The sequence below is a fragment of the Bacillus cereus group sp. MYBK95-2 genome (assembly GCF_051915225.1).
Taxonomy (GTDB): Bacteria; Bacillota; Bacilli; order Bacillales; family Bacillaceae_G; genus Bacillus_A; species Bacillus_A cereus.
On record NZ_JBQAEH010000002.1, the window covers coordinates 397,526 to 421,744 of the forward strand.

A 24,219-nucleotide genomic window follows, 5' to 3' on the forward strand; every position below is an offset into this window, starting at 1 on the left:
GTTTTTTTGGAAAAGGGGGAAACAAGATGAAGAAAGTGGGGAAAGAGTTCTTTTTACAACATGATATCGTTATTATGTATAGCATTCTATTTGTTTTCATTATTATTTTAAAAATGCAATTTTTTACGTGGTTTGGCATGTTAGCATGTATGTTTGGGATTGTTTTCTATACACTTAATGAATATATGACACATCGTTTTTTATTCCATATAAAGCCACCTAAAAACACATTTCTATTAAAAATGTTAAGAAGATTGCATTATGATCACCACGTATATCCAGATGATTTAAAACTTTTGTTTTTACCTGTATGGTTTAGTATACCTAGTTTTACTATATATTTACTTATAGCATATGGTATTACAAAAAGTGTTACTATTACACTTTCATTTGGAATCGGAATGATTATTATGCTGCTCGTTTACGAATGGAAACATTATATTGCTCATAGACCGATTCGTCCCGTCACTAAGTTTGGAAGATGGCTAAAAAAACAACATATATTACACCATTATAAAAATGAAAAGTTTTGGTTTGGTGTTTCAAATCCAGTATTCGATTTTATATTTGGAACACTGAAAGACGGAAAAGATGTTGAGCTAAGCGAAACGGCTCGTAATTTAGAAAAGGAAAAAAAGACAAAAGTAGTGCGTTAAGCACTGCTTTTGTCTTAATGAGGATAAATAAGTAAAGTGTCACTTTATTTTGAAAAAGTATATTAAAAATTTAGGGGAAATTGCCGAAAAATGTCTATCAAAAAATCTTTGCATGAATGCATGGATTGTCTAAAATGAATATAAGTTTCTGAATATTTATAAAATTTAGTCTTTAGGTATGCAAGGGGGAAGTGTATTTCAAGTAAGAGAGGGGATCGGTTAATGAAACGAGACGATACGTCAGCACGTAAGTTGCAAAATGAGGTGAATTATACAGAGGTCGTTCAGTCGGAAGAATTTCAATTGTTATTAAATACGAAAAAGAAGTTTATCATTCCAATGAGTATTTTCTTTTTTAGTTTTTTTATCGCATTACCTATTCTAACATCGTATTCAAAGGTGCTTAATACACCTGCATTTGGAGACGTTACATGGGCGTGGGTATTTGCTTTTTCCCAATTTATCATGACATGGGCACTATGTATGATTTATAGCAAAAAAGCAGAATCATTTGATGAAATCTCCCGAAAAATTCTGCAAGATATGCAAAAAGGGAGGGGCTGAACTTGAATACTACTGCATTTGCACTATTTTTAATTATTGTTCTTGGTACGCTCGTCATAACCTATTTTGCATCGAAAAAAACGAAAAATGCGAGTGAATTTTATACGGCTGGAGGGGGATTAACTGGTTGGCAAAATGGTCTGGCCATTGCTGGAGATTACATGTCTGCTGCTTCATTTCTCGGTATAGCTGGAGCAATCGCATTAACTGGGTTTGATGGATTCTTTTATAGTATCGGTTTTTTAGTTGCTTATCTAGTTGTACTATATCTTGTTGCAGAACCGCTTAGAAATTTAGGAAAGTACACTTTGGCGGATATGATTGCAGCACGCTTTGATGCGAAAAAAGTTCGCGGAGTTGCAGCTCTTAATACGATGACGATTTCTATCTTTTATATGATTGCACAATTAGTTGGCGCGGGTGCACTTATTAAATTATTATTAGGGATTGAATATACGACATCTGTATTAATCGTTGGAACACTTATGACGGTGTATGTTATTTTTGGAGGTATGACAGCAACGAGCTGGGTACAAATCGTAAAGGCTGTATTACTTATGGCTGGTACGTTTATTATTTCTGTTATCGTTTTCGCAAAATTCAACTTCAGCGTGACTGAAATGTTCGCTCAAATGAAAACAGCTACACCTTTAAAAGATTCATTTTTAAATCCAGGTGTAAAGTATAAGGATGGTCTTGATACACTTTCTTTAAATTTAGGACTAGTACTTGGTACAGCTGGATTACCACATATACTTGTCCGCTTTTTTACAGTACGTGATGCAAAAACTGCACGTCAATCTGTCGTATATGCGACGTGGTTAATTGGTGCATTTTATATTATGACGATTTTCTTAGGATTTGGTGCGGCAGCGTTTGTAGGAAATGAAGCGATTATTAAAGCAAACCCAGCTGGTAATATGGCGGCACCTTTATTAGCCAAAGCGTTAGGTGGAGACTTCTTATTTGCTTTCGTATCAGCAATTGCTTTTGCAACGATTTTGGCTGTAGTGGCAGGTCTTGTATTAACAGCAGCATCAGCATTCGCTCATGATTTTTATAATGAAATCATTCGTAAAGGAAAATCAACGGAAAAAGAGCAAGTATCCATGGCTCGTTATGCATCTATTGGAGTAGCGATACTATCTATCATACTTGCATTATTTGCCCAAACATTAAACGTTGCATTTTTAGTATCATTAGCATTTGCAGTTGCAGCGAGTGCAAATCTACCAGTAATTTTATTTACAATATATTGGAAGCGTTTTAATACAACGGGTGCTATTTCGGGTATGATTGTAGGTCTCGTATCAGCAATTGTTCTCGTAGCGTTGAGTCCGAATGTTTGGAACCCTGTAGCTGGAAAAGCTATTTTTGTTGGGGAAGCGTTATTCCCATATACGACACCAGGAATTATTTCAATTCCACTCGGATTTCTTGCAGCATATTTAGGAACGGTTTTATCTAGTAAGAAAGAAGATGAAGCGAAATTTGATGAAATTCTAGTGAAATCTAATACTGGTCATGGCATTAGCGATGCGTCTTCACATTAAATAAAAGAGGAGCTTTTCGATAGATAAGAAAAGCTCTTTTTTCTTTTGTCATTTTCTTGTAAATATTACTGATTTGTAAGTAGGATTTGTCTTAATTTTGTGGAATGAAAATAGCAGGGAGAAATTTAAGTCATCATGGCACCAGCGCAGCTTTTGTGAAAAATAAGTTGTTATGGAAGGTGGAAGTAATGATGAAAACGAAGCAAACTGATGAATTATTAGCAAAAGATGAGCAATATGTTTGGCACGGAATGCGTCCCTTTAGTCCAAATAGTACAATGGTAGGGGCAAAAGCTGAAGGGTGCTGGGTTGAAGATATACAAGGAAAAAGATATTTAGATGGTATGAGTGGCCTTTGGTGTGTCAATAGTGGATATGGAAGAAAAGAGCTCGCAGAAGCGGCTTATAAGCAATTACAAACATTATCATACTTTCCAATGTCACAATCCCATGAGCCAGCTATAAAGCTTGCTGAAAAGTTAAATGAGTGGCTTGGGGGAGAGTATGTTATTTTCTTCTCAAATAGTGGTTCAGAAGCGAACGAAACAGCTTTTAAAATAGCAAGGCAATACTATGCTCAAAAAGGTGAACCACATCGTTATAAATTTATGTCACGTTACCGTGGGTATCACGGGAATACAATGGCGACAATGGCAGCGACGGGACAAGCGCAGCGTAGATATCAGTATGAGCCGTTTGCTTCAGGTTTTTTACACGTAACACCACCGGATTGTTACCGTATGCCTGAAATTGAAGGGCAGCATATTTATGATGTAGAATGTGTGAAAGAAGTCGATCGTGTTATGACGTGGGAATTAAGTGAAACAATTGCCGCTTTTATTATGGAACCAATTATTACAGGCGGGGGCATATTAATGCCACCACAAGACTATATGAAAGCTGTTCATGAGACGTGTCAAAAACACGGTGCCTTGCTTATTAGTGATGAAGTAATTTGCGGTTTCGGTCGTACAGGAAAAGCATTTGGGTTTATGAATTATGATGTGAAGCCAGATATTATTACAATGGCAAAGGGCATTACGAGCGCATATTTACCATTATCTGCAACAGCTGTGAAAAAAGAAATATATGAGGCTTTTAAAGGTAAAGGAGAATATGAATTCTTCCGCCATATTAATACATTTGGTGGAAATCCAGCAGCTTGTGCATTAGCACTTAAAAACTTAGAGATTATGGAAAATGAAAATTTAATCGAGCGATCTGCGCAAATGGGTTCCCTTTTATTAGAGCAACTAAAAGATGAAATTGGGGAACATCCGCTTGTTGGGAATATTAGAGGAAAAGGTCTATTAGTTGGAATTGAATTAGTAAATGATAAAGAGACGAAAGAGCCAATTGATAACGACAAAATTGCAAGTGTTGTAAATGCTTGTAAAGAAAAGGGCTTAATTATAGGACGAAACGGTATGACAACAGCAGGATATAATAACGTTTTAACATTAGCGCCGCCTCTTGTTATTTCAAGTGAAGAGATTGCTTTCGTTGTTGGAACGTTGAAGACAGCGATGGAGCGTATTTAATAAATAGAGAGAGGAGCGAGCTGTAATATAAGGCTCGCTCTTGTTTAGTAGGAGGGGACTTTTAATGGAGAAATATGATCCTAACAAACATTATCACATCGGATATTATGAAGACGGATATGATTTAGAAGTGACGGCGTACAAAAGAATAAATGAACCAGTTTGGGATGCTTATATTCCGCACTATGAGGCAGACGATTTTTATAAGAAAGTGGAGGGAATGAAGCTAGGTAAATATATAGATGATTATGGCATTATGGTGTATTCATTTGGGAATGATATTGATGATGATGAAGCACGAATTATTTTTGAAAAATGGTTAAAAAAGAACGGGATTGTTTAAAGATAAAACAAAAAGGAGATTGCTATCTTATAAAATAGCAATCTCCTTTTATTATAGTAAATTTATTTACTTGCTTTCATTGCTTTATCTTTTGCACCAAAAGTGTATTTTAACATTGGTGGTGTAATCATTGTAGTTAAAATAACGACAATAACGATTGCTGTAAAGTAATCTTGTGCCAATAGACCTGAAGAAAGTCCTGTTCCTGCAATGATAAGTGCAACTTCACCACGAGAAACCATTCCAGCACCGATAATTGCAGAAGACTTAGCGTCAAATCCAGTCATTCGTGCACCGAATCCACAGCCGATTAATTTCGTTAATACAGCGATAACAGTTAATGCTAAGATGAACCAAATTTGATTGCCGATACCGTCAAATGTAATATTCATACCGATACTAACGAAGAATACGGGAACGAACATAGCGTAAGCAATTGGTTCTACTTTCTTTTCTACTTCATGTTTGTAGTTTGTTTGAGAAATTGCAATACCAGCAGCGAAAGCACCGATAATACCAGCAATTCCTAATAATTCGCCAAAATATGCGAATGAGAAACAGATGATAAGAGCCGCGCTTACGATAGACTCAGATACGCGCAGTGGTGATAACCAGCGCATAATCGCAGGAACACCTTTCCATCCGATTAAAATAATAGAAGCGAAGAATACTACTTTCTTCAAGATAACCATTGTTAAGTTAACATCATCAGTACCTAAGAAGCTCATTGCAAATGCTAATAAAATAACAACAAGAATGTCATCAAATACAGCGGCTCCAAGCATCGTCGTACTTTCACGTGTTTTCATTTTACCTAAATCACGAAGTGTTTGTACGGAAATACTAACACTTGTCGCACATAGAAGTAATCCTAAGAATACAGCGTTTCCTTGTTCCATTCCCATCACAAGACCGGAAACGTAACCACCTACGAATGGAAGAATGATACCTCCGAGTGCAACTGCTAAAGAAGAATTACGATTTGCGTTTAATTCTTCTAAGTCTGTTTCAAGTCCAGCCATAAACATTAAAAGAATAACCCCGACATTACTTAATTGAGTTAGAAGCTCTGAATTTTCAATCCAACCTAATACAGCTGGACCGATAACGATACCGACAATTAATTTACCTAGTACAGAAGGTTGACCTAATCTAACACTAAGATCACCAGCAAGCTTTGTACTTAATAAAATAAGTGCAATTTGAAAGAAAAATTCGAATTCCATCTGATCCTCTCCTCGTCATTTTTAATTTTATCATACGATTTCTCGGAATTTGCCTAATGAAAATATGTAAAACCCATTAAACAAAAGGGTCTGATTACAAGTTCTTTTGAACTCGTAATTTGAACCTGTAATTAATATATAATAGATTTTATAAAAAATCAATGAAAAAATGGGAGCTTTTTGAGGAAGAAGCTGCCTTATTGGGATATAGGTGTAAGAGTAGTGTGTGAATTTTATATGTATAAAATAGTATGAAGTCCTTTTCCATTACAAATAATAAATTCTACATACTATTTCACGAACTATAACTGTGAAAGGGAGGATTTATAATTTGAAGGCATTAAAAAATAACTTGTCTATTGTTGCTTTAGGTGGAGTAAATGAAATAGGAAAAAATATGTATGCTATCCAATATGAAAATGATATTGTCGTCATTGATTGTGGATCTAAATTTCCAGATGAAAGTTTATTAGGGATTGATTTAATAATTCCAGACGTCACATATTTGCAAGAAAATAAAGAAAAAATTCGCGGTTTAATAGTAACGCACGGGCATGAGGACCATATTGGCGGAATACCATATTTTTTAAAACAACTAAATGTACCAATCTATGCAACAAAGTTAACGTTAGGTTTAATTGAAATTAAATTAAAGGAACACAATCTTCAAAATGATACGGAATTAATCGTTATTCATTCAGAATCAGAAATTGATTGTGGTTCTATTAAGGCAACTTTTTTTAAAACGAACCACAGTATTCCGGATTGTCTCGGTATTGTTTTTCATACACCAGAAGGTACTGTAGTACATACAGGTGATTTTAAATTTGATTTAACACCAGTAAATAATCAACATCCTGATATTCATAAAATGGCTAAAATAGGAAGTGAAGGTGTACTAGCTTTATTATCTGAAAGCACAAATGCAGAACGCCCAGGTTTTACTCCATCAGAAAGGTCAGTAGGAGAACGGATAGAGGAAATATTTATGAAAGCAAATAGAAAAGTAGTTATTTCTACGTTTGCTTCTAATGTGAATCGTGTTCAGCAAATAGTTGAAGCATGTATAAAAACAAATCGAAAACTAGCTTTGCTAGGGAGAAGTATGGTAAATGTAGTAGAGGTTGCTCTAGAGAAAGGTTATTTACATATTCCAGAAGGTATGTTGATTGAAGCAAATGAGGTAAATCGTTTAGATCCAAAGCAGGTTGCAATACTTTGTACAGGAAGTCAAGGAGAACCAATGGCAGCTTTAGCGCGTTTAGCTAGTGGAAACTATAGACAAGTGGATATTTTACCAGAAGATACGGTTATTATAGCCGCGACCCCTATCCCAGGAAATGAACGTAACGTTTCTCGAATTATCGATAATTTATTTGCATTAGGAGCAAAGGTGATTTACGGATCAGGTAGTTCTACTGGAGTGCATGTATCCGGTCATGCATATCAAGAAGAGTTGAAGTTAATGCTTACATTAATGAAGCCAAAATATTTTATTCCAATTCATGGAGAGTTTAGAATGCTACATCACCATAGTTTGTTAGCAGAATCAATTGGTATTGAAAAGGAAAATATCTTTATTGTACGTAATGGAGATGTTGTAGATATAAGTAATGAAGTGGCAATTCAATCTAGAAGAATACAGGCAGGAAATATATATGTAGATGGATTAGGAATTGGAGATGTTGGAAATGCATTATTACGTGATCGTAAACAACTTTCAGAAGATGGAATGCTCGTTATAGTTATTACTTTTAATAAAGTGGATGGAGAAATAATTTCAGGTCCAGATATTATTTCTCGTGGATTTGTCTATGTCCGTGATTCAGAAGAATTTCTAAGAGAATTAAATAAATTAGCTGTTATTACGATTAATAATTTAAAGAAAGAGAATGTGAATAGCTGGGGTATTTTGAAAAGGGAGGTAAGAGAAGCGTTAGGGAAGTATATATATACAAATACAAAACGAAAGCCGATGATTCTTCCTATAATAATAGAGGTTTAATAGTAAAAAAGAATTCTCGTATGGGAATTCTTTTTTGTTTTGAAGAGAAAATGAACATATAATGAAATAAATAGAAATGGAAGGAAATAAAAGATGTTATTAAATAAACGTTTTACAATTGGAGAAATGGCGAAAATGCATAATATCGCAGAATCTACATTAAGGTATTATGATGAAAAAGGAATTTTTCATCCGTCCATTGTGGATCCTCAAACGAATTATCGTTATTATACAATCGATCAATTTTCACTGTTAGATACGATTAAATTTTTACGCCAGTTAAATATTCCGTTAAAGGAAATTAAGAAATATATTGATGAAAGAAATCCAGCATACGCACTCAATTTACTGGAAAAACAACAAGAGATGATGCTGAAGAAACAAAGAGAAATTGAGTATGCTTTGGCGAAAATGGAGCATAGAATTCATTTAATTAAGAAAGCAACAAAAGCAAAAGCTGAACAAATGGTAATTAAAGAGATTCCGCAGCGAAAAATTACAGCAATTGCGGTTGCTCCAAATACGACGGATGATATGTTTGAGTACTACATTCATTCGTTACAAAAAAATATGAGGCAAATGGATGATAGTTTATTTTCTGGAGATATTGGTGTAACTGTTGCGAAAAAAGGATTAATGCAAAATGAGTTTCAAGCATATAGCAGTGTATTTATTCTTTTGGATTATATGCCGTATGAAGTGCATACTTCAGATGAAATTAAAGAAGGTTTATATGCTTGCTCTTATCATCATGGACCGTATGAAGAAACAGATGCAACGTACAAGGAGTTACTTACATACATTGATAAAGAAGGTTACGAAGTACATGGAGATTCGATTGAGATTGGATTGATTGATTGGTCTGTAACAGAAAATCCAGAGGAGCAAGTAACAGAAATTCAAATTCCTGTAGTGAAAAAATAAGATGAAAACTTTTGAATTGATTACAAATTTACATTCATTAGTATAAGTCAGTTACCTGTTTTTTTAATTCTCTCTTGACCTTCAAGTTACTTGAAGGTTTAAACTAAGAAAAGAGAGTTGAAAAAAAGGAGCATATTAGAGTATGGAAGCAACAGAAAAATTAAGAGAAAAACCGATAAAAAGCTTATTTATTTCTTATTTAATACCAGCCGTTCTTGGAATGGTATTAATGTCAGTGAATATTGTAATTGACGCGGTCATGATTAGTAGAGGAGTTGGGGCGAACGGTTTAGCAGGAGTGAACGTGGCTATTCCAGCATTTTCGATTTTCTTCTCTATTTCATTATGGATCGGAATGGGCGGGGCAACGTTATACTCCATTGCATTAGGCGAAAATAAACGAGAAAGAGCAAGGTCTATTTTTACTCAATCCATGACGGTAGCAGTTGTTATCGTAGGGATTTTAGCAGCGATTTGCTTATGGAGAATAGAAGATTTAGCATACTTATTTGGTGCAAATGAAGTGATTCTACCATATGCGTTAGACTATTTACACGTATTATTAACATTTGGAATGATATACGTTTTAGAAAATATTTTAAGTACATTCATACGGAATGATGGAAATCCTAATTTAGCAATGGCTGGTCTTGTTGTAACAGCTGTATTAAATATAGTGTTTGACTATATCTTTATTTTTATCTTTGGATGGGGCGTAACAGGTGCTGCTTCAGCGACTATTCTTTCGGCAGCGATTGGTTTCCTTGTATTATTAACTCATTTCTTTAGAAAAAGTAGTATTTTAAAGTGGACGAAATTCCATTTTGAATGGGATACTGTCAAACAAATTATGGTGATTGGTTTCCCAAGTTTTACAGCAGAAAGTACGGTTGCAATCGTAACGATTGGTTTTAATATCGCATTCGTCCAATATGCAGGAGAAGTAGGAGTAGCTTCCTATGCGATGGTGAATAGTATTCATGCAATGACATTACTATTATTCTTTGGTGTTGGAGCAGCATTACAGCCAATTGCTAGTTTCCATTATGGGGCAAATTTATCAGAGAGACTTCGTGAAGGATTGAAGTTTGCTGTGAAAATTGCAGTTGTCCTCGGAGGCATTGCGATAATTGTCGGATTATTCTTCGGGAAATATATCATTGGTTTATTTGATGTTCAATCTCCAGAATTATTGGAGTTAACCTTAACAGGTATTAGCTTATTCTTTATCCAATACGTATTTTTAGGTTATAACATTGTGTATGGAGAGTATTTCCAATCAGTGCGACAAACGAAGAAATCAGTACTTATTATAATGAGCCGAGGATTACTATTTATTATTCCATTGTTATGGATTATGCCGAAATTATTTGGGATAAACGGAATTTGGCTCGTTATGCCAGTTGCAGAAGTAATGACAGCGATTATCGTATTTACGATGAATCGTATGAAACATCCTGTTCCATTAAATATGGCAGGAGAGAAAGAAGCGATATGATGAAGAAAATCCCCTTAAGCAATTAAGGGGATTTTTTTATTCCTTTAAACTAATCGCAAAAGATCCATCCGTTTCTTGAACAGAAGCAAAGGCAACGTTTTTAATATTTGTAATTCCTTTTTCCTTTAATTCTTTATATAACCATTTTTCATCTTTATGTATTAACTTTAAGTTATCATATTGAATTTGTGAATCGACGATAAGTGCAATTGGTAATCCAGCATACTTAACTTCTATGTTTAAATCTTTTGGAGTTAATGGTACAAGTTCTCTTTTTGGTAAAATACTAATAGCGCCGTTCGCTTCTAAAATAGCGTATTCAATTTCATGAACACTTGGATATCCTGCAACGCGAAGGTTAGAAAGTAATTCAGCAATTGGATATCTACTTTTTTGTAAATTCTCAAAAATAATGTCACCATGTTTAATTAAAATAATAGGGTGCCCGAGAATAAAACGATTTAGTTTGTTGAATAGGCTTAATTTTGTAAGGATTAAATGTAAACATGTAATTACAAGCATACCGAGAAAAGCTTGCAAAGCACCAGAGACTGGTATGGCCTGAAAAGCTAAATAAGATAAAAAGATAATAGCACCAAAATCATGAGGAGTTAGTTGTGCTAAAGCTGATTTACCGAGCATCTTAAGTGATAGTAAAAATAAAATAAAAAAGAACGATACGTTACATAAAAAGAGAAGCAATAGAGACACTCCTTCGTGCAAAGTTGTACTTACTGTTCCCGAAAGAAATATAAATATTACTTTCTAGAGGATAAATTAGGTTGAATTGGAATTTGTCTGTATACAAACAAATAAATGGATATTATCATGAAAGAAGCAAAGAACATAGGAGTATATGGATATGAAAAAGAAAAAAATAATTAAGTATATGATAGGAATTATAATGGTTTGCGCCGTTTATGTGGGATTTTTACAATATAACATTTATAAGCATGGGCAAATGAATGCGACCTATGAAGCTGATTATATAATTGTATTGGGCTCGAAAGTAAACGGAACGAAACCATCGTACTCATTGCAATATCGTATTGATAAAGCAGCTGAGTATTTGAAATCACATGATAAAGCAATCGCTATTGTATCTGGAGGGAAAGGAAAAGGGGAAGATATTTCAGAAGCATTAGCAATGAAAAATGAATTAATGAAATTAAAAATTGCAGAAGACCGCATTATAATGGAAGATAAGTCAACGAGTACTGATGAAAATATTAAATTCTCAAAACCTTTAATTCCGGACAATATGAAAAAAGGAATGATCGTAACAAACGATTTCCACATGTTTAGAGCGAAAAAAATAGCAGCTAAGCAAGGGTTACAATTAGAAGGTCTTCCGGCCGAAACACCAAAGCGAATTGTCATTCCATCGAATATACGTGAGTATTTAGCCATTACGCAATATTGGTTTATGAATCGAATATAGAGAAAAAAATCCCGTCTGAAAGTCCAGGTGGGATTTTTTGAGGGAAATCTTACAAACATGTCATCTTAATGAAAGGTAAAGCGATAGTTTCTAGAATGGATTCCTGACATAATGAAGATAACAAAAACTATTTAGAGGTGAGTCGGATGAAAGGAAATAATATACTATCTTCACTATGTTACTTTAGTATCTTTTTTGCACCATTTTTACTACCAATTATCGTGTACTTCGTTGCGGAAGATGAAGTGAAATACCACGCGAAAAAAGCATTTTGGTCACATATTTTCCCGTACGCAATTTTATTCGGAGGATTAGCGATATCAGGAATATTCGGTTTAGGATTCAATCAATCTGACGGTGCTGGAATTGGAATGATGATCACATATGCAGTGTTCATTCTTGTAGGAATTTACTACTTCATTTGGAATATCGTAAAAGGTATTAAAATTTTGAAAACGGCGTAATAAGATAAGAAATAATATGATGTAAATCTGTCGGTATAATTTCATTTACCGTATTAATAAACGTTTTAAAAAGAGCAATTCAAAAAGAATTGCTCTTTTTGTGCTTATAAGTTGTGAATATTGAAAAAGATATGTTAATTTTTCATTAGGAAGAGAAAAAGGAGTGATTTTCATGAATGAGATCATACATAAGATGGAGCAACATGTTTCAGTTCGTAAATATAAAGAAGAATCAATTCCGAAAGATGTAGTAGAAAAGATGGTGCACGCTGCGCAACATGCAGCTTCATCACATTTTGTACAGGCGTATTCTGTTATATATGTAACAGATCAGGAATTAAAGGCTAAACTAGCAGAGCTATCCGGAAATCGTCACGTGAAAGACTGTGCAGCATTCTTTGTTTGTTGTGCAGATTTAAAACGACTTGAAATGGCATGTGAAAAACATGGTACCGAGATAAAGCATGAAGGAGTAGAAGATTTTATCGTTGCGACAGTAGATGCTTCACTTTTTGCGCAAAACTTAGCGCTAGCAGCAGAATCGTTAGGATACGGTATTTGTTACATTGGTGGTATTCGTAATAACCCAAGAGAAGTGAGTGAATTGCTTCATTTACCAGATAAAGTATATCCTGTATTCGGAATGACAGTCGGTGTACCAGATGAAGATCATGGAGTGAAACCACGTTTACCAGTAACAGCTATCCTTCATGAAAATGGATATGATGAAAAGAAATATGATGAATTATTAAACGAATACGACGAAACGATGAGCGCGTATTATAAAGAAAGATCATCAAATCAAAAAAACGTAACATGGACGGAATCAATGAGTTCATTTATGTCTAAAGAAAAAAGAATGCATATGAAAGAGTTTTTAAGTGAAAAAGGATTTAATAAGAAGTGAGCAAAGAGAGCAAAGAGGCAAACCTGTGATGCAGGTTTGCTTTTTTTTTTGGAGGAGAAAGGTGATTGTCTTCGAATAAGTATAGGGGGAGGAGATAATATGAAAAAAGCTTTAATTTTTTTGTTTGATGGGTTTGCAGAATTTGAAGTGAATATAGCGAGTTTATTTTTGATAAGTAAGCAATTTGAAATAATAACAGCAACTGTAGACGGAAAAACAGTTACAGGAGAAGGCGGTTTTTTGTGTCAACCACATGTCTCTATTGAGCAAATTAAAATAGAGGACTATGAAGTGTTTATCGTACCAGGCGGACATATTTTTGATCATTTAGAAAATGAACAATTGTTATCTATTGTGAACAAATTACATAAGCAAAATAAATGGATAGCGGGTATTTGTGCCGGAACATCTTTATTACATGCAGCAGGGGTGCTGAATAAGAAGAAATTCTCAACATCATTAACATCAGATGAAAAACAATTAGCTCATTTACATGAATGGGAATATAAACAAAACAAAGATGTAACGGTTGATGGAAAAATAATAACAGCGGTAGGGTCTGCGTACGTTGAATTTGCTACTGAAATAATGAAGCAACTCAATTTATTTAATGAAGCTGAAGCGAAGGAGAACTTGCAATATTTTAAAAATGTAACAGAGCTTTATGATGAAACTTTAGTATAAGTGAATAGTTTGATTGTTAATACCTAAGGCCAGAAAGTTGTTTATTCTTTCTGAACTTAGGTATTTTGTTTGTTATCATATACATAGAAATAAAAATTAATAATTTTTTACAAAAGTGATAGAAAATGAGAATGAAATGCCAATAGTAAGTAAAAGCGGCATAATAGCCGCTTTTTATCGTTTTATTTAGTATTTGATTTGAAATGTTTATCTTATGAAAGAAAGATTATTGCTAATTGTAAACTGTCAATAAAGTTATTTAAGTTTTGATATGGAATACCCTGCCGGAAAATACAGCAATAATTTTGTTTGAACATATCTGTTATGGCGCAATCTAAAGCATCTTCTATAACAAGTTCAAACTTTCAATAAGAAGATAACCCCCTGTACAACTTAAAAGAATGTACGTAAATATTTTAAAAATCCGTTGATTAAGCCATTTAAAAATAATTTGACCTATAAACAAACCTAAAAATACAATTGGAATGGCATAAAAACTTGATTCCCAAATGGTTTTGTTTGTGCCAGTAAAGAGTATTTGAGTTACTAGGCTAATGAAATATATAAACAAATAAAAAGCTAATGTAGTTGCTCTTAACTTCTCTTTTTCAGTATCAGTTCCTGTAAAATAAAGTAACAGGGGTGGACCGGGCATACCGATACTCGTCGTTAAAAGACCAGATAATCCACCAACTATGAAATCTCTAGATTGTGTTGATCTAACCTTAACGTTGCATATTAGCAATAATGTTAATAGTAAGAGTAGGATGCTAACTGCTAATTTAAAAGTGTTTATGTTAACGGAAATGAAAATTAAAATGCCAAAAGGAACACCAACTATACTTCCAAAAATAAACCTTTTCAGTAGAACAAAATCAACGTCCATTCTTATTTTCCAAATGAGTGAAATGGAAATAATTAAAGATAAAATAATGTTTATTTGTATAGCTTCTTGTGGTAGAAATAACATAAGTAAGAAAGGGGTTGCCATTATGGAAAAGCCAAAACCTGTACTTGCTTGCAGAATAGAAGCCACTAATATAATACATACGAAAATGAATGTGATACCCAAAACAGCCCTCCTATTTAATCAAGTTTAACTAGTTAAAGTCTATTATTTAAGTGCAATATTTCACAAACTCATTTGTATTTTAACATAAATATCTAGTTTTTTCTCAAATAGTATTGCCATATAAGGCTCTTTAACTAAAAAATCCGACTTACATTTTGAAACAATTTTATTATGGGGAAACAAATAATGAATGGGATCAAAATGTATTGATTATCATTAAATTATTCACTGAGATCCCCGCGATAAAACAAGAACAGCCATATAAAACTTACAAAAATACAGCATGTAGCTAATAAACTGCCAATCATTTGAGGAGAAAGAATTTCTAACAGCCCTCCTGTAAAAAACATCGATAACTGAATAAGAGATCCGTAAATAGAATAATGGAATGAAAAAACTTTACCTATCATATTTTCGTGTGTGTAAGTTTGAAGTAATGTCGTATCAAGTGGAACGATGATTCCTCCTGCTATACGCATACAGAATAAAGTAATGATACCGATAATAAGTTGATCGGATAGAATGAATCCGAGAAAGAAAATTCCTTGTAATAAGTAGGCCCAACCGAATACTTTTTTCATTTTTTCTTTATTATGGGATATATAAAGATTAACGAGAAGGCTTCCTATCATAAGCCCAGCCCCTTGAACCGTATATAAAATCCCAATGTTCGTATGGAAAATTTTTTCGGCATAGATCGTTAGAAGTAGTTGATAAGCGCCTCCAATAATGCCCCATGAAATGCCGACAAGAATTAATGTTAAAATGATTTTTGTTTGTAATATGTATGTATAACCACCTTTTATATCAGTGAAAAATGCTTTGTTCTTGTTACAAGTATCATGAGCAGGAATACTCATGTTATAAATAAAATAGGCTGAAATAAAGTATGATAGGCTATTTACTAAAAAAGCGAACTCAATATGTAAAGATTGTGTAAGTATCCCGCCCAAAGAAGCACCTATAATAGACATAAAACCAGTAATTGTACTAGAAAGAGAGTTAGCAGTTACGAAATGGTTTTGGTGTACGATATTTTTTAAGGCTGTTTGTTTAGCCGGCTCAAATACACAAGAAAGTACGGATAAACATATATTGGCAATGAAAATAATCTCAATTTTATAGCCTGCGAGTAAGTATGTAAGAACTAGAATTCCCCGTGTAATATCGGTGAAAATCATAATATTCTTTTTAGAGAAACGATCTACAATTAAGCCTATGAATGGACTAAGAAGAAGCTGTGGTAAACCTTTACTTATAAAAGTAAGTGCGATCATAAACGGCGATTCCGTTATGCTGTAGACAAATGTTAATAAAGCTACCGTATGGAACCAATCCCCAAGTACACTTAATGTTTGCCCATAAAATAGTTTATTGAAGTTTTTATTTGTTTTAAGAAGTGTGGAATAAGAAACTGACATAAATAGATTAATCCTTATGTATTGATGATGCTGGAACTTGTTTTTCTAATTCGCTTACATACACTCTCTTCTCTGTAGGAAGTCCAACAGGTAAATGTGCTTCGTAAAGACCTTTAATCATCGTAATCCTCCTTAGTAAAATGGTTCTTATTCCATAGTAAACAATATGTTGTTAGTTGAAATCGCAAATAAGAGGGATATAAATTCATACGAAAGTATGAAAAAAACAGCTCAAATATGAGCTGTTTTTCTATAGTTTTTCGTTCATTTGTCAAGGGTAGGATATATTAATATCCGTATCCGCCGCCACCCCAACAGCTACATCCGATGATGATTAGAAGGATGAATAGTACGATAAGCAAAGCAAATCCACCGCCGAAACCAGCGCAACTTCCACCATAACTCATATGTTTTCCTCCTTTTTAATAAGTTAATCTATATGGTTCATGGACTACTATATACAGTATGTTTTTTGTATAGAAAACGAGCCAGTCTCATTTATAATTAGACAAATGCCTGTAGATTCATTAGGATTGTATGTTAGTGATTTGTAAATAAATCTTTACGTGATTCGTAATTTAGGCATAGAAAAATAAAAAATTGTAAAAAAAACCATTTTTTTATTTTTTTATGAGAGAATATGTACTATAATTTTACAAGTAATATTATGGGAAAAGGGAGTTTTAGTATAGAGATGGAGATGGGACAATTACAAAATAAAATAGAAAACAAAAAGAAAGAGTTAATTCAACTTGTTGCGAGACACGGATTGGATCATGATAAAGTTTTGTTATTTAGTCGTGATTTAGATATACTAATTAATAAGTTTATGAATATAAAAGACAAAGTGCATAAATAAAAAATTTATAGTTTTTTATATTAAGATGTTTCACAGAAAGGAGAGGACAGTAATTGGAACATTTACAGGAAGAATTGTATAAACAAATAAAAGAAGAAAAAGGTACAGTTACAATTTTCTTAAAGAGTGGCGTTAGAATAGTAGGAGAAGTTGTTGGAGTAGATAAATTTACAGTTTTAATCTTAGTGGATGGAAAACAACAGCTTATTTATAAGCAAGCTATATCAACAATAATGAAATAAGACACTCTTGTTGAGTGTCTTATTTCATTATTGCTTGCATGCCTCAACATCAATGCCGGCAGCAATTAACTTCTTTTCTCCATCTTGTTCAATGATTTTTTGTAATTTAGATAGGAAAGAATCAAAGTTTGTATGCTTTGCTACTTGGAATGTCATTTTATGTTCAATTGGTAGCCACGTATCAATATCAGCTTCGTTATGCTGGATTTTCACCTCAAGTTTATCGAGTGCATTAGCAACTTTTGCTTCGTACGTTTCTTTCGCTTCAAACTCCATCCATAAGTCATATAATTCCTCACCGAGAGAACCTGTTAATGTTTGTTTAATATTTAAAATAGCTTCTAGTTCATTTTTTTGTTTTTGTAGCTGTAAGTCATGACTATTCATTGTATCAAATGCAGGGATATCACCAGCTTCGGCTTCGACTAGATCGTGAATAATAACCATTTTAAGTAATTTCTCAATACTTACTTTTTGATCCAAATAAGGTTCAACTAAAATGGCCATTAGAGACATGCGCCATGTATGTTCGGCAACACTTTCTTGACGTCCGTTGGAAAGCCAGCTATGTCGCATTTCATATTTTAGTTTTTCTGCTAATGCAATGACTTGTAAAATGTTGTGTTCCATCGTAATCCTCCTCATTTATTCATACCATAATTCTAATATAGAAATGAAATGTGTCAATTTCATGAGTATATTGCGATAAACAGATGATAAGCGTATAATACATGTTATATGTGAAAACGTATTATTAAAATAAAAAAATGTTATATAAAAATGGAAAGGAAAGGGCAGAAATATGGGAGAGAAAAATCAAGTATTAGCTAGACCACAAAGAAGAAAAAGGAAGTTTGATATTTCTAGCCCAGTGGGCATTATAGTAGGTTTCATTATAGTGATAGCGGCAATTATGCTTGGCGGCGGTGGAATAAAAGCTTTCAAAAACTTTTTAGATGTTTCATCTATTTTAATTGTCATAGGGGGAACAACAGCGACAATTGTTGTGGCATATCGATTTGGAGAAATAAAAAAATATACGAAAAGCATTTTTACTGTTTTACATAGAAGAGAAGAAGACTTAGAACAGTTAACGGATTTGTTTGTCGATTTTTCGAAAAAGTCTAAAAAGCACGGCTTGCTTTCTTTAGAGGTAGATGGAGAGCAAGTGGATAATCCTTTTATTCAAAAAGGAATTCGATTAATGTTAAGCGGTTACGATGAAGATGAATTAAAAGAAGTGTTATTAAAAGATATTGAAACGGAAGTGTATGAGTTAAGAAAAGGAGCAGCATTATTAGATAAAATTGGTGATTTTGCTCCAGCTTGGGGCATGATAGGGACTTTAATTGGTCTTATCATTATGCTCCAAAACTTACAAGATACATCGCAAATTGGTACAGGGATGGCAGTTGCGATGTTAACGACATTATATGGGTCTGTACTTGCGAATATGATTGCAATCCCTCTTGCGGAAAAAGTATATCGTGGTATTGAAGATTTATATACAGAGAAGAAGTTTGTAATAGAAGCAATTTCAGAATTGTATCGTGGACAAATCCCTTCTAAATTAAAGTTGAAACTGGATACATACGTATACGAAACAAAGGTAAAAAAGGTAAAAGGAGCAGCCTAATATTTCAAGGAGTGGTATGATGAGTAAAGGACCGCAAAAGGGATCGCCTCGTTGGATGACGACTTTTACAGATTTAACGATGTTATTATTAACTTTCTTTGTATTACTAGTTGCTACATCAAAGCAAGATGCAGTAAAATTGTCAAAGATGCTTGAAAAGTTTAGTGATACGGGGCAAGTAGATGCAAAAGTAATGGAAAATACAATACCAGATATTTCACATGAAAAAAATGATGAAAAAATGATCTCAAAAAAGAGAATGGATGAATTATATAAGAAGTTAAAAGCGTATGTAGATAATAACGGTATTAGTCAAGTGAATGTATATCGGGAGGATACAGGGGTAAGCGTCGTTATAGTAGATAATTTAATATTTGATACAGGCGATGCAAACGTTAAGCCCGAAGCGAAAGGGATAATAAGTCAATTAGTTGGATTTTTTCAATCCGTACCTAACCCAATTGTTGTAGAGGGACATACAGATAGTAGACCTATTCATAACGAGAAATTCCCTTCTAATTGGGAGTTATCTTCAGCACGAGCGGCAAATATGATTCACCATTTAATTGAAGTGTATAATGTGGATGATAAAAGGCTAGCTGCGGTAGGATATGCAGACACAAAGCCAATTGTACCAAATGATTCACCGCAAAACTGGGAAAAAAACCGTCGCGTTGTTATTTATATAAAAGAGTAGTATATTATTATTTTAATAATAAAATAATAAAAATACGAAAATTCTTTTAAAAAAATATTAAATTTTATCATTTTATTTTGTATAATGAGTGAGAATGATAAGGTGAAATATTAAGATATATTTATACATAGAAGGAGAGAATTAAAAAGAATGGCACATAAAATTTTAGTAGTAGACGATGCGATGTTTATGCGAACGATGATTAAAAACTTATTAAAAAGTAATGCTGACTTTGAAGTTATCGGCGAAGCAGAGAATGGGGTAGAAGCGATTCAAAAGTATAAAGAACTTCAACCTGATATTGTAACATTAGATATTACTATGCCAGAAATGGACGGGCTTGAAGCATTAAAAGAAATTATTAAAATTGATTCAAGTGCAAAGGTTGTTATTTGTTCTGCAATGGGACAACAAGGTATGGTATTAGATGCAATTAAGGGCGGGGCAAAAGACTTTATTGTAAAGCCATTCCAAGCCGATCGTGTAATTGAAGCTTTAACAAAAGTAGCAAATAGTTAATATAGAAGGGGTGCCACAAGGAATCAAAACAGTGATAGCGGATCGACGTGTGGCCCCCTTTTTTCTCATTGTAAAACACTAAATTGTTATACATAAATGAAATGTTTGTTAGACAGGTAGGGGATAAAAATGCAAACAGATCTATTAAATATATTTTTCGAAGAGTCAGAAGAACATTTACAGTCGCTAAATGAAAATGTGCTAGTGTTAGAGCAAAATCCTGCTGATATGGATGTTGTGGGAGAAATATTCCGCTCCGCTCATACATTCAAAGGTATGTCTGCGAGTATGGAATTTACGGAGATGGCTGATTTAACGCATAAGATGGAAAATGTGTTAGATGAAATTCGTCATGGAAATATAGTTGTAAATGCGGATATTATTGATGTGATTTTTGAGTGCATTGATAATTTGGAGAAGATGGTTGCAGATGTGCAACAAGGTGGAATGGGCAATATTGATGTAGCCTCAACTAAACAGAAATTAGAAGCGTTATTGAACGGCAATGTAGAAACTCCTACGGAACATATAGAGCAAAATCATATAGACAACGATGATGCAGTTTCGCATGAAGTGCATATAACAGTTGAACAGCAAGCGATTTTAAAAGCAGTACGTGCCATTATGTGTATTGAAGCATTGCAAAATGTAGGGAATATACAAAAAACAGCTCCGAGTATTGAAGAAATTGAAGCAGATGCTTTCGGATTTGAATTTACAGTATTTATGGATACGGATTGTAGTATAGAAGAGTTGAAACAAGTAGTACTTCATGTTTCTGAAATTGAGAAAGTGGAAGTAAAGCAAGGAGAACCTATATCGAAGGAAGTAGCTTCTAAAAAAGTTGTTACACAAGAAGTTGTGCAAGTAGAAGAAAAGCTACAACCAGCTGTGGCTACTCAGGTAGAATCACCGATAGAGGCAACGAATCAACCTTCAAGTACTATGCCAGCTAAAAGTACTACAAAAACGAAAAATGCTAAAGTGGAGAATCGTTCAATTCGTGTTCAATTAGAGAAAATCGAAAGATTAATGAATATGTTTGAAGAAAGTGTAATTGAACGTGGGCGTATTGATGAATTGGCTCAAACGATTCAAAACAAGGAGCTAATTGAACATTTAAATCGATTAGGCGATATTTCAAAAGATATTCAAAATGTACTATTAAATATGCGTATGGTGCCGATTGAAACTGTGTTCAATCGTTTCCCGCGTATGGTACGTATGTTAGCGAAAGATTTAGGGAAAAAAATCGATTTACAAATTACAGGTGAAGATACTGAAGTAGATAAAATTGTTATTGATGAAATCGGTGATCCGCTCGTTCATTTAATTCGAAATGCAATCGATCACGGTGTTGAAACTGTTGAAAAACGACGTGATGCAGGTAAAAATGAGACAGGTACGATTAAATTAGAAGCCTTTCATAGTGGAAATCATGTCGTTATTCAAATTACGGATGATGGAAACGGTATTAATAAAGGGAAAGTATTAGAAAAAGCGATTAAAAATGGCGTTGTAACTGAAGCAGATGCGAATAGATTAACAGATCGTGAAGTGTTTGATCTTATTTTCCAACCAGGATTTAGTACAGCTGAAGTTGTATCAGATCTTTCTGGACGCGGTGTCGGATTAGATGTTGTAAAACATACGATTCATAGTTTAGGTGGGCATTTAATTATTGATTCTGAGGAAGGAAAGGGAAGTACATTTAGAATTGAACTTCCATTAACGTTATCTATTATTCAATCTATGCTTGTTCAAACGAATGATAAGCGTTATGCTTTACCTCTTGGAAATATCGTTGAAGCAATTCGAATTAAGAGAGAAGACATCCAATCCTTACAAGGAAAAGATGTGTTAAATTATCGTAATCAAATTATTGAAGTGAAACATTTAAGTACTGTATTTGGTGAAAAAACAGTAGATGAGGCGTTTGCGTCATATGATGGTCAAATGGTTCCTGTGTTAATTGTTCGTAATACACATCGCAGCTATGGACTTATTGTAAACACAATTATCGGTCAAAGAGAAATAGTCTTAAAGTCATTAGGTGACTTCTTTGCAGAGAGTTCTAACTATTTCTCTGGTGCGACGATTCTCGGTGATGGACGAGTGGTCCTCATTTTAAACCCAGAAGGTTTATAATAGGAATGAAGGAAAGCTCCCCACTTGTATACAATTGGGGAGCTTTTTGGCTAATCGCTACGAATCTAATAATGGGAATACATACATATTAACGTTTTATATAATAAGTTTGTTAAAATTAAATGAGAGTTTATATTATTTGATAGAAAAACAGAAATGAGGAGGCAGGGAAAATGCCTGAGCAACACACAAAAGGGGATACGAGCACGATTGTGCTAGAAAAAGAAAATGAGCATTTAACGCCTCAAGAATGCGATATTCTTGGCGAAATTGCAAATATATCATTTGGTTCAGCTTCGACTGTATTATCAACAATTTTAAATAGGCAAGTAAGCATTACTGCTCCTCGCATAGAGTTGGTAGATTTATATGATTCAAGAGATGTCGAAGTTCCACATGTTGTATTAAACATTCATTTTACAAAAGGATTGGATATGGAAAACCTTCTTGTCCTTAAGCAAGATGTTGCATTATCCATTGCTGATTTAATGATGATGGGAACAGGTGAAGTGGAGGACGGAAAAGAACTTGGCGAATTAGAGCTAAGTGCTGTACAAGAAGCGATGAATCAAATGATGGGATTCGCAGCTACATCTATGTCGGAATTCTTCCAAGATACAGTAGATATGTCTCCGCCGACGATTAAAGTTGTAAAGTTATCAGAAGAAATGGAGAAAATTTCTGAAATCGATGGGAATCATACGATTGTTAAAGTGTCGTTTGATTTAAAGATAGATAATCTTGTAAACTCTAAACTTGTACAAATTGTTTCAGTTGATCATGCGAAACAAATGGTAAATAAATTAATGCAATTATCTGGTGAAGTAGAAGAAACAGTCGAACCAGCAGAAGTAGTGGAAACTGAGATTGTAGAAGAACAAGTTGAAAAAGAGCATTTAACACAAGAAGAGAAAGATGTACTTGGTGAAATTGCAAATATTTCAATTGGTTCCGCTTCAACAGTATTGTCAACGCTTTTAAATCAGCCAGTTACAATTAGTACACCAAATGTGGAAGCAATCAATGTTCGTCATTATGATGGAGTACCAGTGCCATTTGTTATTTTAAATGTCGACTTTGTTGAAGGGCTAAAGAATGAGAATGTATTCGTATTTACGAAAGATGTCGCCTTAACAATGGTAGATTTAATGATGATGGGAACAGGGGAAGTTGATCCGGAAAAAGAGCTTACTGAATTAGAACTGAGCGGTATTAAAGAAATTATGAACCAAATGATGGGTCATGCTGCTACGGCGATGTCAGAAATGTTCCAAGAAAAAATGGACATGACGCCGCCAAATGTTAAATTTGTAACGTTAAAAGAAGAAATGGAGTATTTGGGAGAGTCAATGGAAGTGGACGAACTCGTTCAAATTACGTTCAATCTTGAAATTGGTGATCTGCTTCAATCGAAAATGTATCAAATTTTGCCAATTTCTGAAGCGAAAGAAATGGTAAGGCGACTTCTGTATCCAATGGTGGAAGAAGAAGAGATTGCCACAGAAGAAATTGAAGAAGAAAAAATTGTAGAACCAGTTGTGCAACCTATTGAATTTAAAGAAGTAAAACAAATGGAACCAGTATATATGGACACGTCCATTCTACAAAATGTAGAAATGAATGTGAAATTTGTATTTGGAAGTACAGTGAAAACGATTCAAGATATATTAAGTTTACAAGAAAATGAAGCAGTTGTGCTAGATGAGGATATTGATGAACCAATTCGTATTTATGTAAATGATGTATTAGTGGCGTATGGTGAACTTGTAAATGTAGATGGATTTTTCGGAGTAAAAGTGACGAAATCACTATAAGGCAT

25 protein-coding genes are annotated in these 24,219 nt (G+C 33.8%); 19 read left to right on the forward strand and 6 right to left on the reverse strand.

From position 1 onward, the window contains the following. The first annotated feature begins 26 nt into the window (after positions 1-26). From ACTFN4_RS09015 to ACTFN4_RS09035, 5 genes are all read left to right on the forward strand, one after another. Positions 27-656: a sterol desaturase family protein gene (locus ACTFN4_RS09015; RefSeq protein ID WP_000755401.1), complete on the forward strand. Its 630-nt coding sequence runs from the start codon at positions 27-29 to the stop codon at positions 654-656. A 222-nt stretch (positions 657-878) separates the two neighbouring features. Then, a complete protein-coding gene (locus tag ACTFN4_RS09020) occupies positions 879-1,220 on the forward strand; it encodes a DUF485 domain-containing protein (RefSeq protein ID WP_000817366.1) in 342 nt (113 codons plus the stop codon). A 2-nt stretch (positions 1,221-1,222) separates the two neighbouring features. After that, on the forward strand, positions 1,223-2,773 hold the full coding sequence (locus ACTFN4_RS09025) for a solute symporter family protein (protein ID WP_001098240.1): 1,551 nt from the start codon (positions 1,223-1,225) through the stop codon (positions 2,771-2,773). Positions 2,774-2,964: 191 nt separating this feature from the next. Next, entirely contained in the window at positions 2,965-4,314 is a 1,350-nt protein-coding gene (locus ACTFN4_RS09030; protein ID WP_000850962.1) for an aspartate aminotransferase family protein, read from the forward strand. Positions 4,315-4,378: 64 nt separating this feature from the next. Next, the gene (locus tag ACTFN4_RS09035) at positions 4,379-4,657 is read left to right on the forward strand and encodes a DUF3986 family protein (protein ID WP_000417068.1); all 279 of its coding nucleotides are present in this window, start codon (positions 4,379-4,381) and stop codon (positions 4,655-4,657) included. 62 nt (positions 4,658-4,719) lie between these two features. Here the strand turns inward: ACTFN4_RS09035 and ACTFN4_RS09040 are convergent, their stop codons facing one another. Beyond that, the gene (locus ACTFN4_RS09040) at positions 4,720-5,883 is read right to left on the reverse strand and encodes a cation:proton antiporter (RefSeq protein ID WP_000393901.1); all 1,164 of its coding nucleotides are present in this window, start codon (positions 5,881-5,883) and stop codon (positions 4,720-4,722) included. A 331-nt stretch (positions 5,884-6,214) separates the two neighbouring features. Here ACTFN4_RS09040 and ACTFN4_RS09045 point away from each other — a divergent pair, with 331 nt between their 5' ends. The 3 genes from ACTFN4_RS09045 to ACTFN4_RS09055 all read left to right on the forward strand — a co-directional run bounded on the left by ACTFN4_RS09045 (position 6,215) and on the right by ACTFN4_RS09055 (position 10,310). Beyond that, on the forward strand, positions 6,215-7,888 hold the full coding sequence (locus ACTFN4_RS09045) for a ribonuclease J (RefSeq protein ID WP_000645621.1): 1,674 nt from the start codon (positions 6,215-6,217) through the stop codon (positions 7,886-7,888). Between the two features lie 93 nt (positions 7,889-7,981). Further along, positions 7,982-8,812, forward strand: coding sequence for a MerR family transcriptional regulator (locus ACTFN4_RS09050; protein ID WP_000925935.1), 831 nt, complete (start codon positions 7,982-7,984; stop codon positions 8,810-8,812). 142 nt (positions 8,813-8,954) lie between these two features. Next, complete coding sequence (locus ACTFN4_RS09055) at positions 8,955-10,310, forward strand: MATE family efflux transporter (protein ID WP_000388389.1); 1,356 nt, start codon at positions 8,955-8,957, stop codon at positions 10,308-10,310. A 36-nt stretch (positions 10,311-10,346) separates the two neighbouring features. Here ACTFN4_RS09055 and ACTFN4_RS09060 read toward each other — a convergent pair whose 3' ends face one another. Continuing rightward, the gene (locus tag ACTFN4_RS09060; protein ID WP_000923927.1) at positions 10,347-11,012 is read right to left on the reverse strand and encodes a DUF421 domain-containing protein; all 666 of its coding nucleotides are present in this window, start codon (positions 11,010-11,012) and stop codon (positions 10,347-10,349) included. A 160-nt stretch (positions 11,013-11,172) separates the two neighbouring features. On the opposite strand from ACTFN4_RS09060, the gene ACTFN4_RS09065 reads away from it, so the two are divergent. From ACTFN4_RS09065 to ACTFN4_RS09080, 4 genes are all read left to right on the forward strand, one after another. Further along, positions 11,173-11,751: a YdcF family protein gene (locus ACTFN4_RS09065; RefSeq protein WP_217362690.1), complete on the forward strand. Its 579-nt coding sequence runs from the start codon at positions 11,173-11,175 to the stop codon at positions 11,749-11,751. A gap of 146 nt (positions 11,752-11,897) precedes the next feature. Beyond that, the gene (locus ACTFN4_RS09070; protein WP_439962220.1) at positions 11,898-12,215 is read left to right on the forward strand and encodes a DUF4870 domain-containing protein; all 318 of its coding nucleotides are present in this window, start codon (positions 11,898-11,900) and stop codon (positions 12,213-12,215) included. Between the two features lie 172 nt (positions 12,216-12,387). Continuing rightward, complete coding sequence (gene nfsA / locus ACTFN4_RS09075) at positions 12,388-13,122, forward strand: oxygen-insensitive NADPH nitroreductase (RefSeq protein ID WP_439962221.1); 735 nt, start codon at positions 12,388-12,390, stop codon at positions 13,120-13,122. 99 nt (positions 13,123-13,221) lie between these two features. Continuing rightward, positions 13,222-13,806 (forward strand): type 1 glutamine amidotransferase family protein, encoded by a 585-nt coding sequence (locus tag ACTFN4_RS09080; RefSeq protein WP_439962222.1) that lies wholly within the window; start codon positions 13,222-13,224, stop codon positions 13,804-13,806. A gap of 346 nt (positions 13,807-14,152) precedes the next feature. Here ACTFN4_RS09080 and ACTFN4_RS09085 read toward each other — a convergent pair whose 3' ends face one another. The 3 genes from ACTFN4_RS09085 to ACTFN4_RS09095 form a co-directional block, all read right to left on the reverse strand. Continuing rightward, entirely contained in the window at positions 14,153-14,878 is a 726-nt protein-coding gene (locus ACTFN4_RS09085) for a sulfite exporter TauE/SafE family protein (protein ID WP_046392533.1), read from the reverse strand. 221 nt (positions 14,879-15,099) lie between these two features. After that, positions 15,100-16,299 carry an MFS transporter gene (locus ACTFN4_RS09090; protein WP_439962223.1) on the reverse strand — a complete coding sequence of 400 codons (1,200 nt, stop codon included), beginning with the start codon at positions 16,297-16,299 and terminating at the stop codon, positions 15,100-15,102. Positions 16,300-16,586: 287 nt separating this feature from the next. Then, the gene (locus tag ACTFN4_RS09095; RefSeq protein WP_000120179.1) at positions 16,587-16,706 is read right to left on the reverse strand and encodes a YjcZ family sporulation protein; all 120 of its coding nucleotides are present in this window, start codon (positions 16,704-16,706) and stop codon (positions 16,587-16,589) included. Positions 16,707-16,939: 233 nt separating this feature from the next. On the opposite strand from ACTFN4_RS09095, the gene ACTFN4_RS09100 reads away from it, so the two are divergent. Then, positions 16,940-17,158: an aspartyl-phosphate phosphatase Spo0E family protein gene (locus ACTFN4_RS09100; RefSeq protein ID WP_000291691.1), complete on the forward strand. Its 219-nt coding sequence runs from the start codon at positions 16,940-16,942 to the stop codon at positions 17,156-17,158. 53 nt (positions 17,159-17,211) lie between these two features. Beyond that, positions 17,212-17,400 (forward strand): RNA chaperone Hfq, encoded by a 189-nt coding sequence (hfq, locus tag ACTFN4_RS09105; protein ID WP_000400665.1) that lies wholly within the window; start codon positions 17,212-17,214, stop codon positions 17,398-17,400. Positions 17,401-17,427: 27 nt separating this feature from the next. On the opposite strand, the gene ACTFN4_RS09110 is transcribed toward hfq, so the two are convergent. Next, positions 17,428-18,030 (reverse strand): HD domain-containing protein, encoded by a 603-nt coding sequence (locus ACTFN4_RS09110; protein ID WP_000400779.1) that lies wholly within the window; start codon positions 18,028-18,030, stop codon positions 17,428-17,430. 172 nt (positions 18,031-18,202) lie between these two features. On the opposite strand from ACTFN4_RS09110, the gene ACTFN4_RS09115 reads away from it, so the two are divergent. The 5 genes from ACTFN4_RS09115 (at position 18,203) to ACTFN4_RS09135 (ending at position 24,214) form a co-directional block, all read left to right on the forward strand. Continuing rightward, positions 18,203-19,036, forward strand: a complete 834-nt coding sequence (locus ACTFN4_RS09115; RefSeq protein ID WP_000504191.1) for a flagellar motor protein MotP — start codon at positions 18,203-18,205, stop codon at positions 19,034-19,036. Between the two features lie 19 nt (positions 19,037-19,055). Then, on the forward strand, positions 19,056-19,733 hold the full coding sequence (locus ACTFN4_RS09120) for an OmpA family protein (protein WP_000033627.1): 678 nt from the start codon (positions 19,056-19,058) through the stop codon (positions 19,731-19,733). Positions 19,734-19,883: 150 nt separating this feature from the next. Beyond that, positions 19,884-20,252, forward strand: a complete 369-nt coding sequence (locus tag ACTFN4_RS09125; protein WP_000940565.1) for a response regulator — start codon at positions 19,884-19,886, stop codon at positions 20,250-20,252. A gap of 129 nt (positions 20,253-20,381) precedes the next feature. Continuing rightward, positions 20,382-22,400, forward strand: coding sequence for a chemotaxis protein CheA (locus tag ACTFN4_RS09130; RefSeq protein WP_061456998.1), 2,019 nt, complete (start codon positions 20,382-20,384; stop codon positions 22,398-22,400). Positions 22,401-22,573: 173 nt separating this feature from the next. Next, on the forward strand, positions 22,574-24,214 hold the full coding sequence (locus ACTFN4_RS09135; protein WP_001115002.1) for a flagellar motor switch protein: 1,641 nt from the start codon (positions 22,574-22,576) through the stop codon (positions 24,212-24,214). Positions 24,215-24,219: the final 5 nt, after the last annotated feature.

What these genes read in the sequence shown, in the direction of transcription:
- ACTFN4_RS09070 (WP_439962220.1), top strand. Translation starts at nt 11,898, where the DNA reads ATGAAAGGAAATAATATACTATCTTCACTATGTTACTTTAGTATCTTT.
- ACTFN4_RS09080 (WP_439962222.1), top strand. Translation starts at nt 13,222, where the DNA reads ATGAAAAAAGCTTTAATTTTTTTGTTTGATGGGTTTGCAGAATTTGAA.
- ACTFN4_RS09130 (WP_061456998.1), top strand. Translation starts at nt 20,382, where the DNA reads ATGCAAACAGATCTATTAAATATATTTTTCGAAGAGTCAGAAGAACAT.
- ACTFN4_RS09015 (WP_000755401.1), top strand. Translation starts at nt 27, where the DNA reads ATGAAGAAAGTGGGGAAAGAGTTCTTTTTACAACATGATATCGTTATT.
- ACTFN4_RS09110 (WP_000400779.1), bottom strand. Translation starts at nt 18,030, where the DNA reads ATGGAACACAACATTTTACAAGTCATTGCATTAGCAGAAAAACTAAAA.
- ACTFN4_RS09040 (WP_000393901.1), bottom strand. Translation starts at nt 5,883, where the DNA reads ATGGAATTCGAATTTTTCTTTCAAATTGCACTTATTTTATTAAGTACA.
- ACTFN4_RS09115 (WP_000504191.1), top strand. Translation starts at nt 18,203, where the DNA reads ATGGGAGAGAAAAATCAAGTATTAGCTAGACCACAAAGAAGAAAAAGG.
- ACTFN4_RS09055 (WP_000388389.1), top strand. Translation starts at nt 8,955, where the DNA reads ATGGAAGCAACAGAAAAATTAAGAGAAAAACCGATAAAAAGCTTATTT.
- ACTFN4_RS09050 (WP_000925935.1), top strand. Translation starts at nt 7,982, where the DNA reads ATGTTATTAAATAAACGTTTTACAATTGGAGAAATGGCGAAAATGCAT.
- ACTFN4_RS09125 (WP_000940565.1), top strand. Translation starts at nt 19,884, where the DNA reads ATGGCACATAAAATTTTAGTAGTAGACGATGCGATGTTTATGCGAACG.
- ACTFN4_RS09090 (WP_439962223.1), bottom strand. Translation starts at nt 16,299, where the DNA reads ATGTCAGTTTCTTATTCCACACTTCTTAAAACAAATAAAAACTTCAAT.
- ACTFN4_RS09135 (WP_001115002.1), top strand. Translation starts at nt 22,574, where the DNA reads ATGCCTGAGCAACACACAAAAGGGGATACGAGCACGATTGTGCTAGAA.
- ACTFN4_RS09120 (WP_000033627.1), top strand. Translation starts at nt 19,056, where the DNA reads ATGAGTAAAGGACCGCAAAAGGGATCGCCTCGTTGGATGACGACTTTT.
- ACTFN4_RS09100 (WP_000291691.1), top strand. Translation starts at nt 16,940, where the DNA reads ATGTACTATAATTTTACAAGTAATATTATGGGAAAAGGGAGTTTTAGT.
- ACTFN4_RS09035 (WP_000417068.1), top strand. Translation starts at nt 4,379, where the DNA reads ATGGAGAAATATGATCCTAACAAACATTATCACATCGGATATTATGAA.
- ACTFN4_RS09030 (WP_000850962.1), top strand. Translation starts at nt 2,965, where the DNA reads ATGAAAACGAAGCAAACTGATGAATTATTAGCAAAAGATGAGCAATAT.
- ACTFN4_RS09020 (WP_000817366.1), top strand. Translation starts at nt 879, where the DNA reads ATGAAACGAGACGATACGTCAGCACGTAAGTTGCAAAATGAGGTGAAT.
- ACTFN4_RS09065 (WP_217362690.1), top strand. Translation starts at nt 11,173, where the DNA reads ATGAAAAAGAAAAAAATAATTAAGTATATGATAGGAATTATAATGGTT.
- ACTFN4_RS09095 (WP_000120179.1), bottom strand. Translation starts at nt 16,706, where the DNA reads ATGAGTTATGGTGGAAGTTGCGCTGGTTTCGGCGGTGGATTTGCTTTG.
- nfsA (WP_439962221.1), top strand. Translation starts at nt 12,388, where the DNA reads ATGAATGAGATCATACATAAGATGGAGCAACATGTTTCAGTTCGTAAA.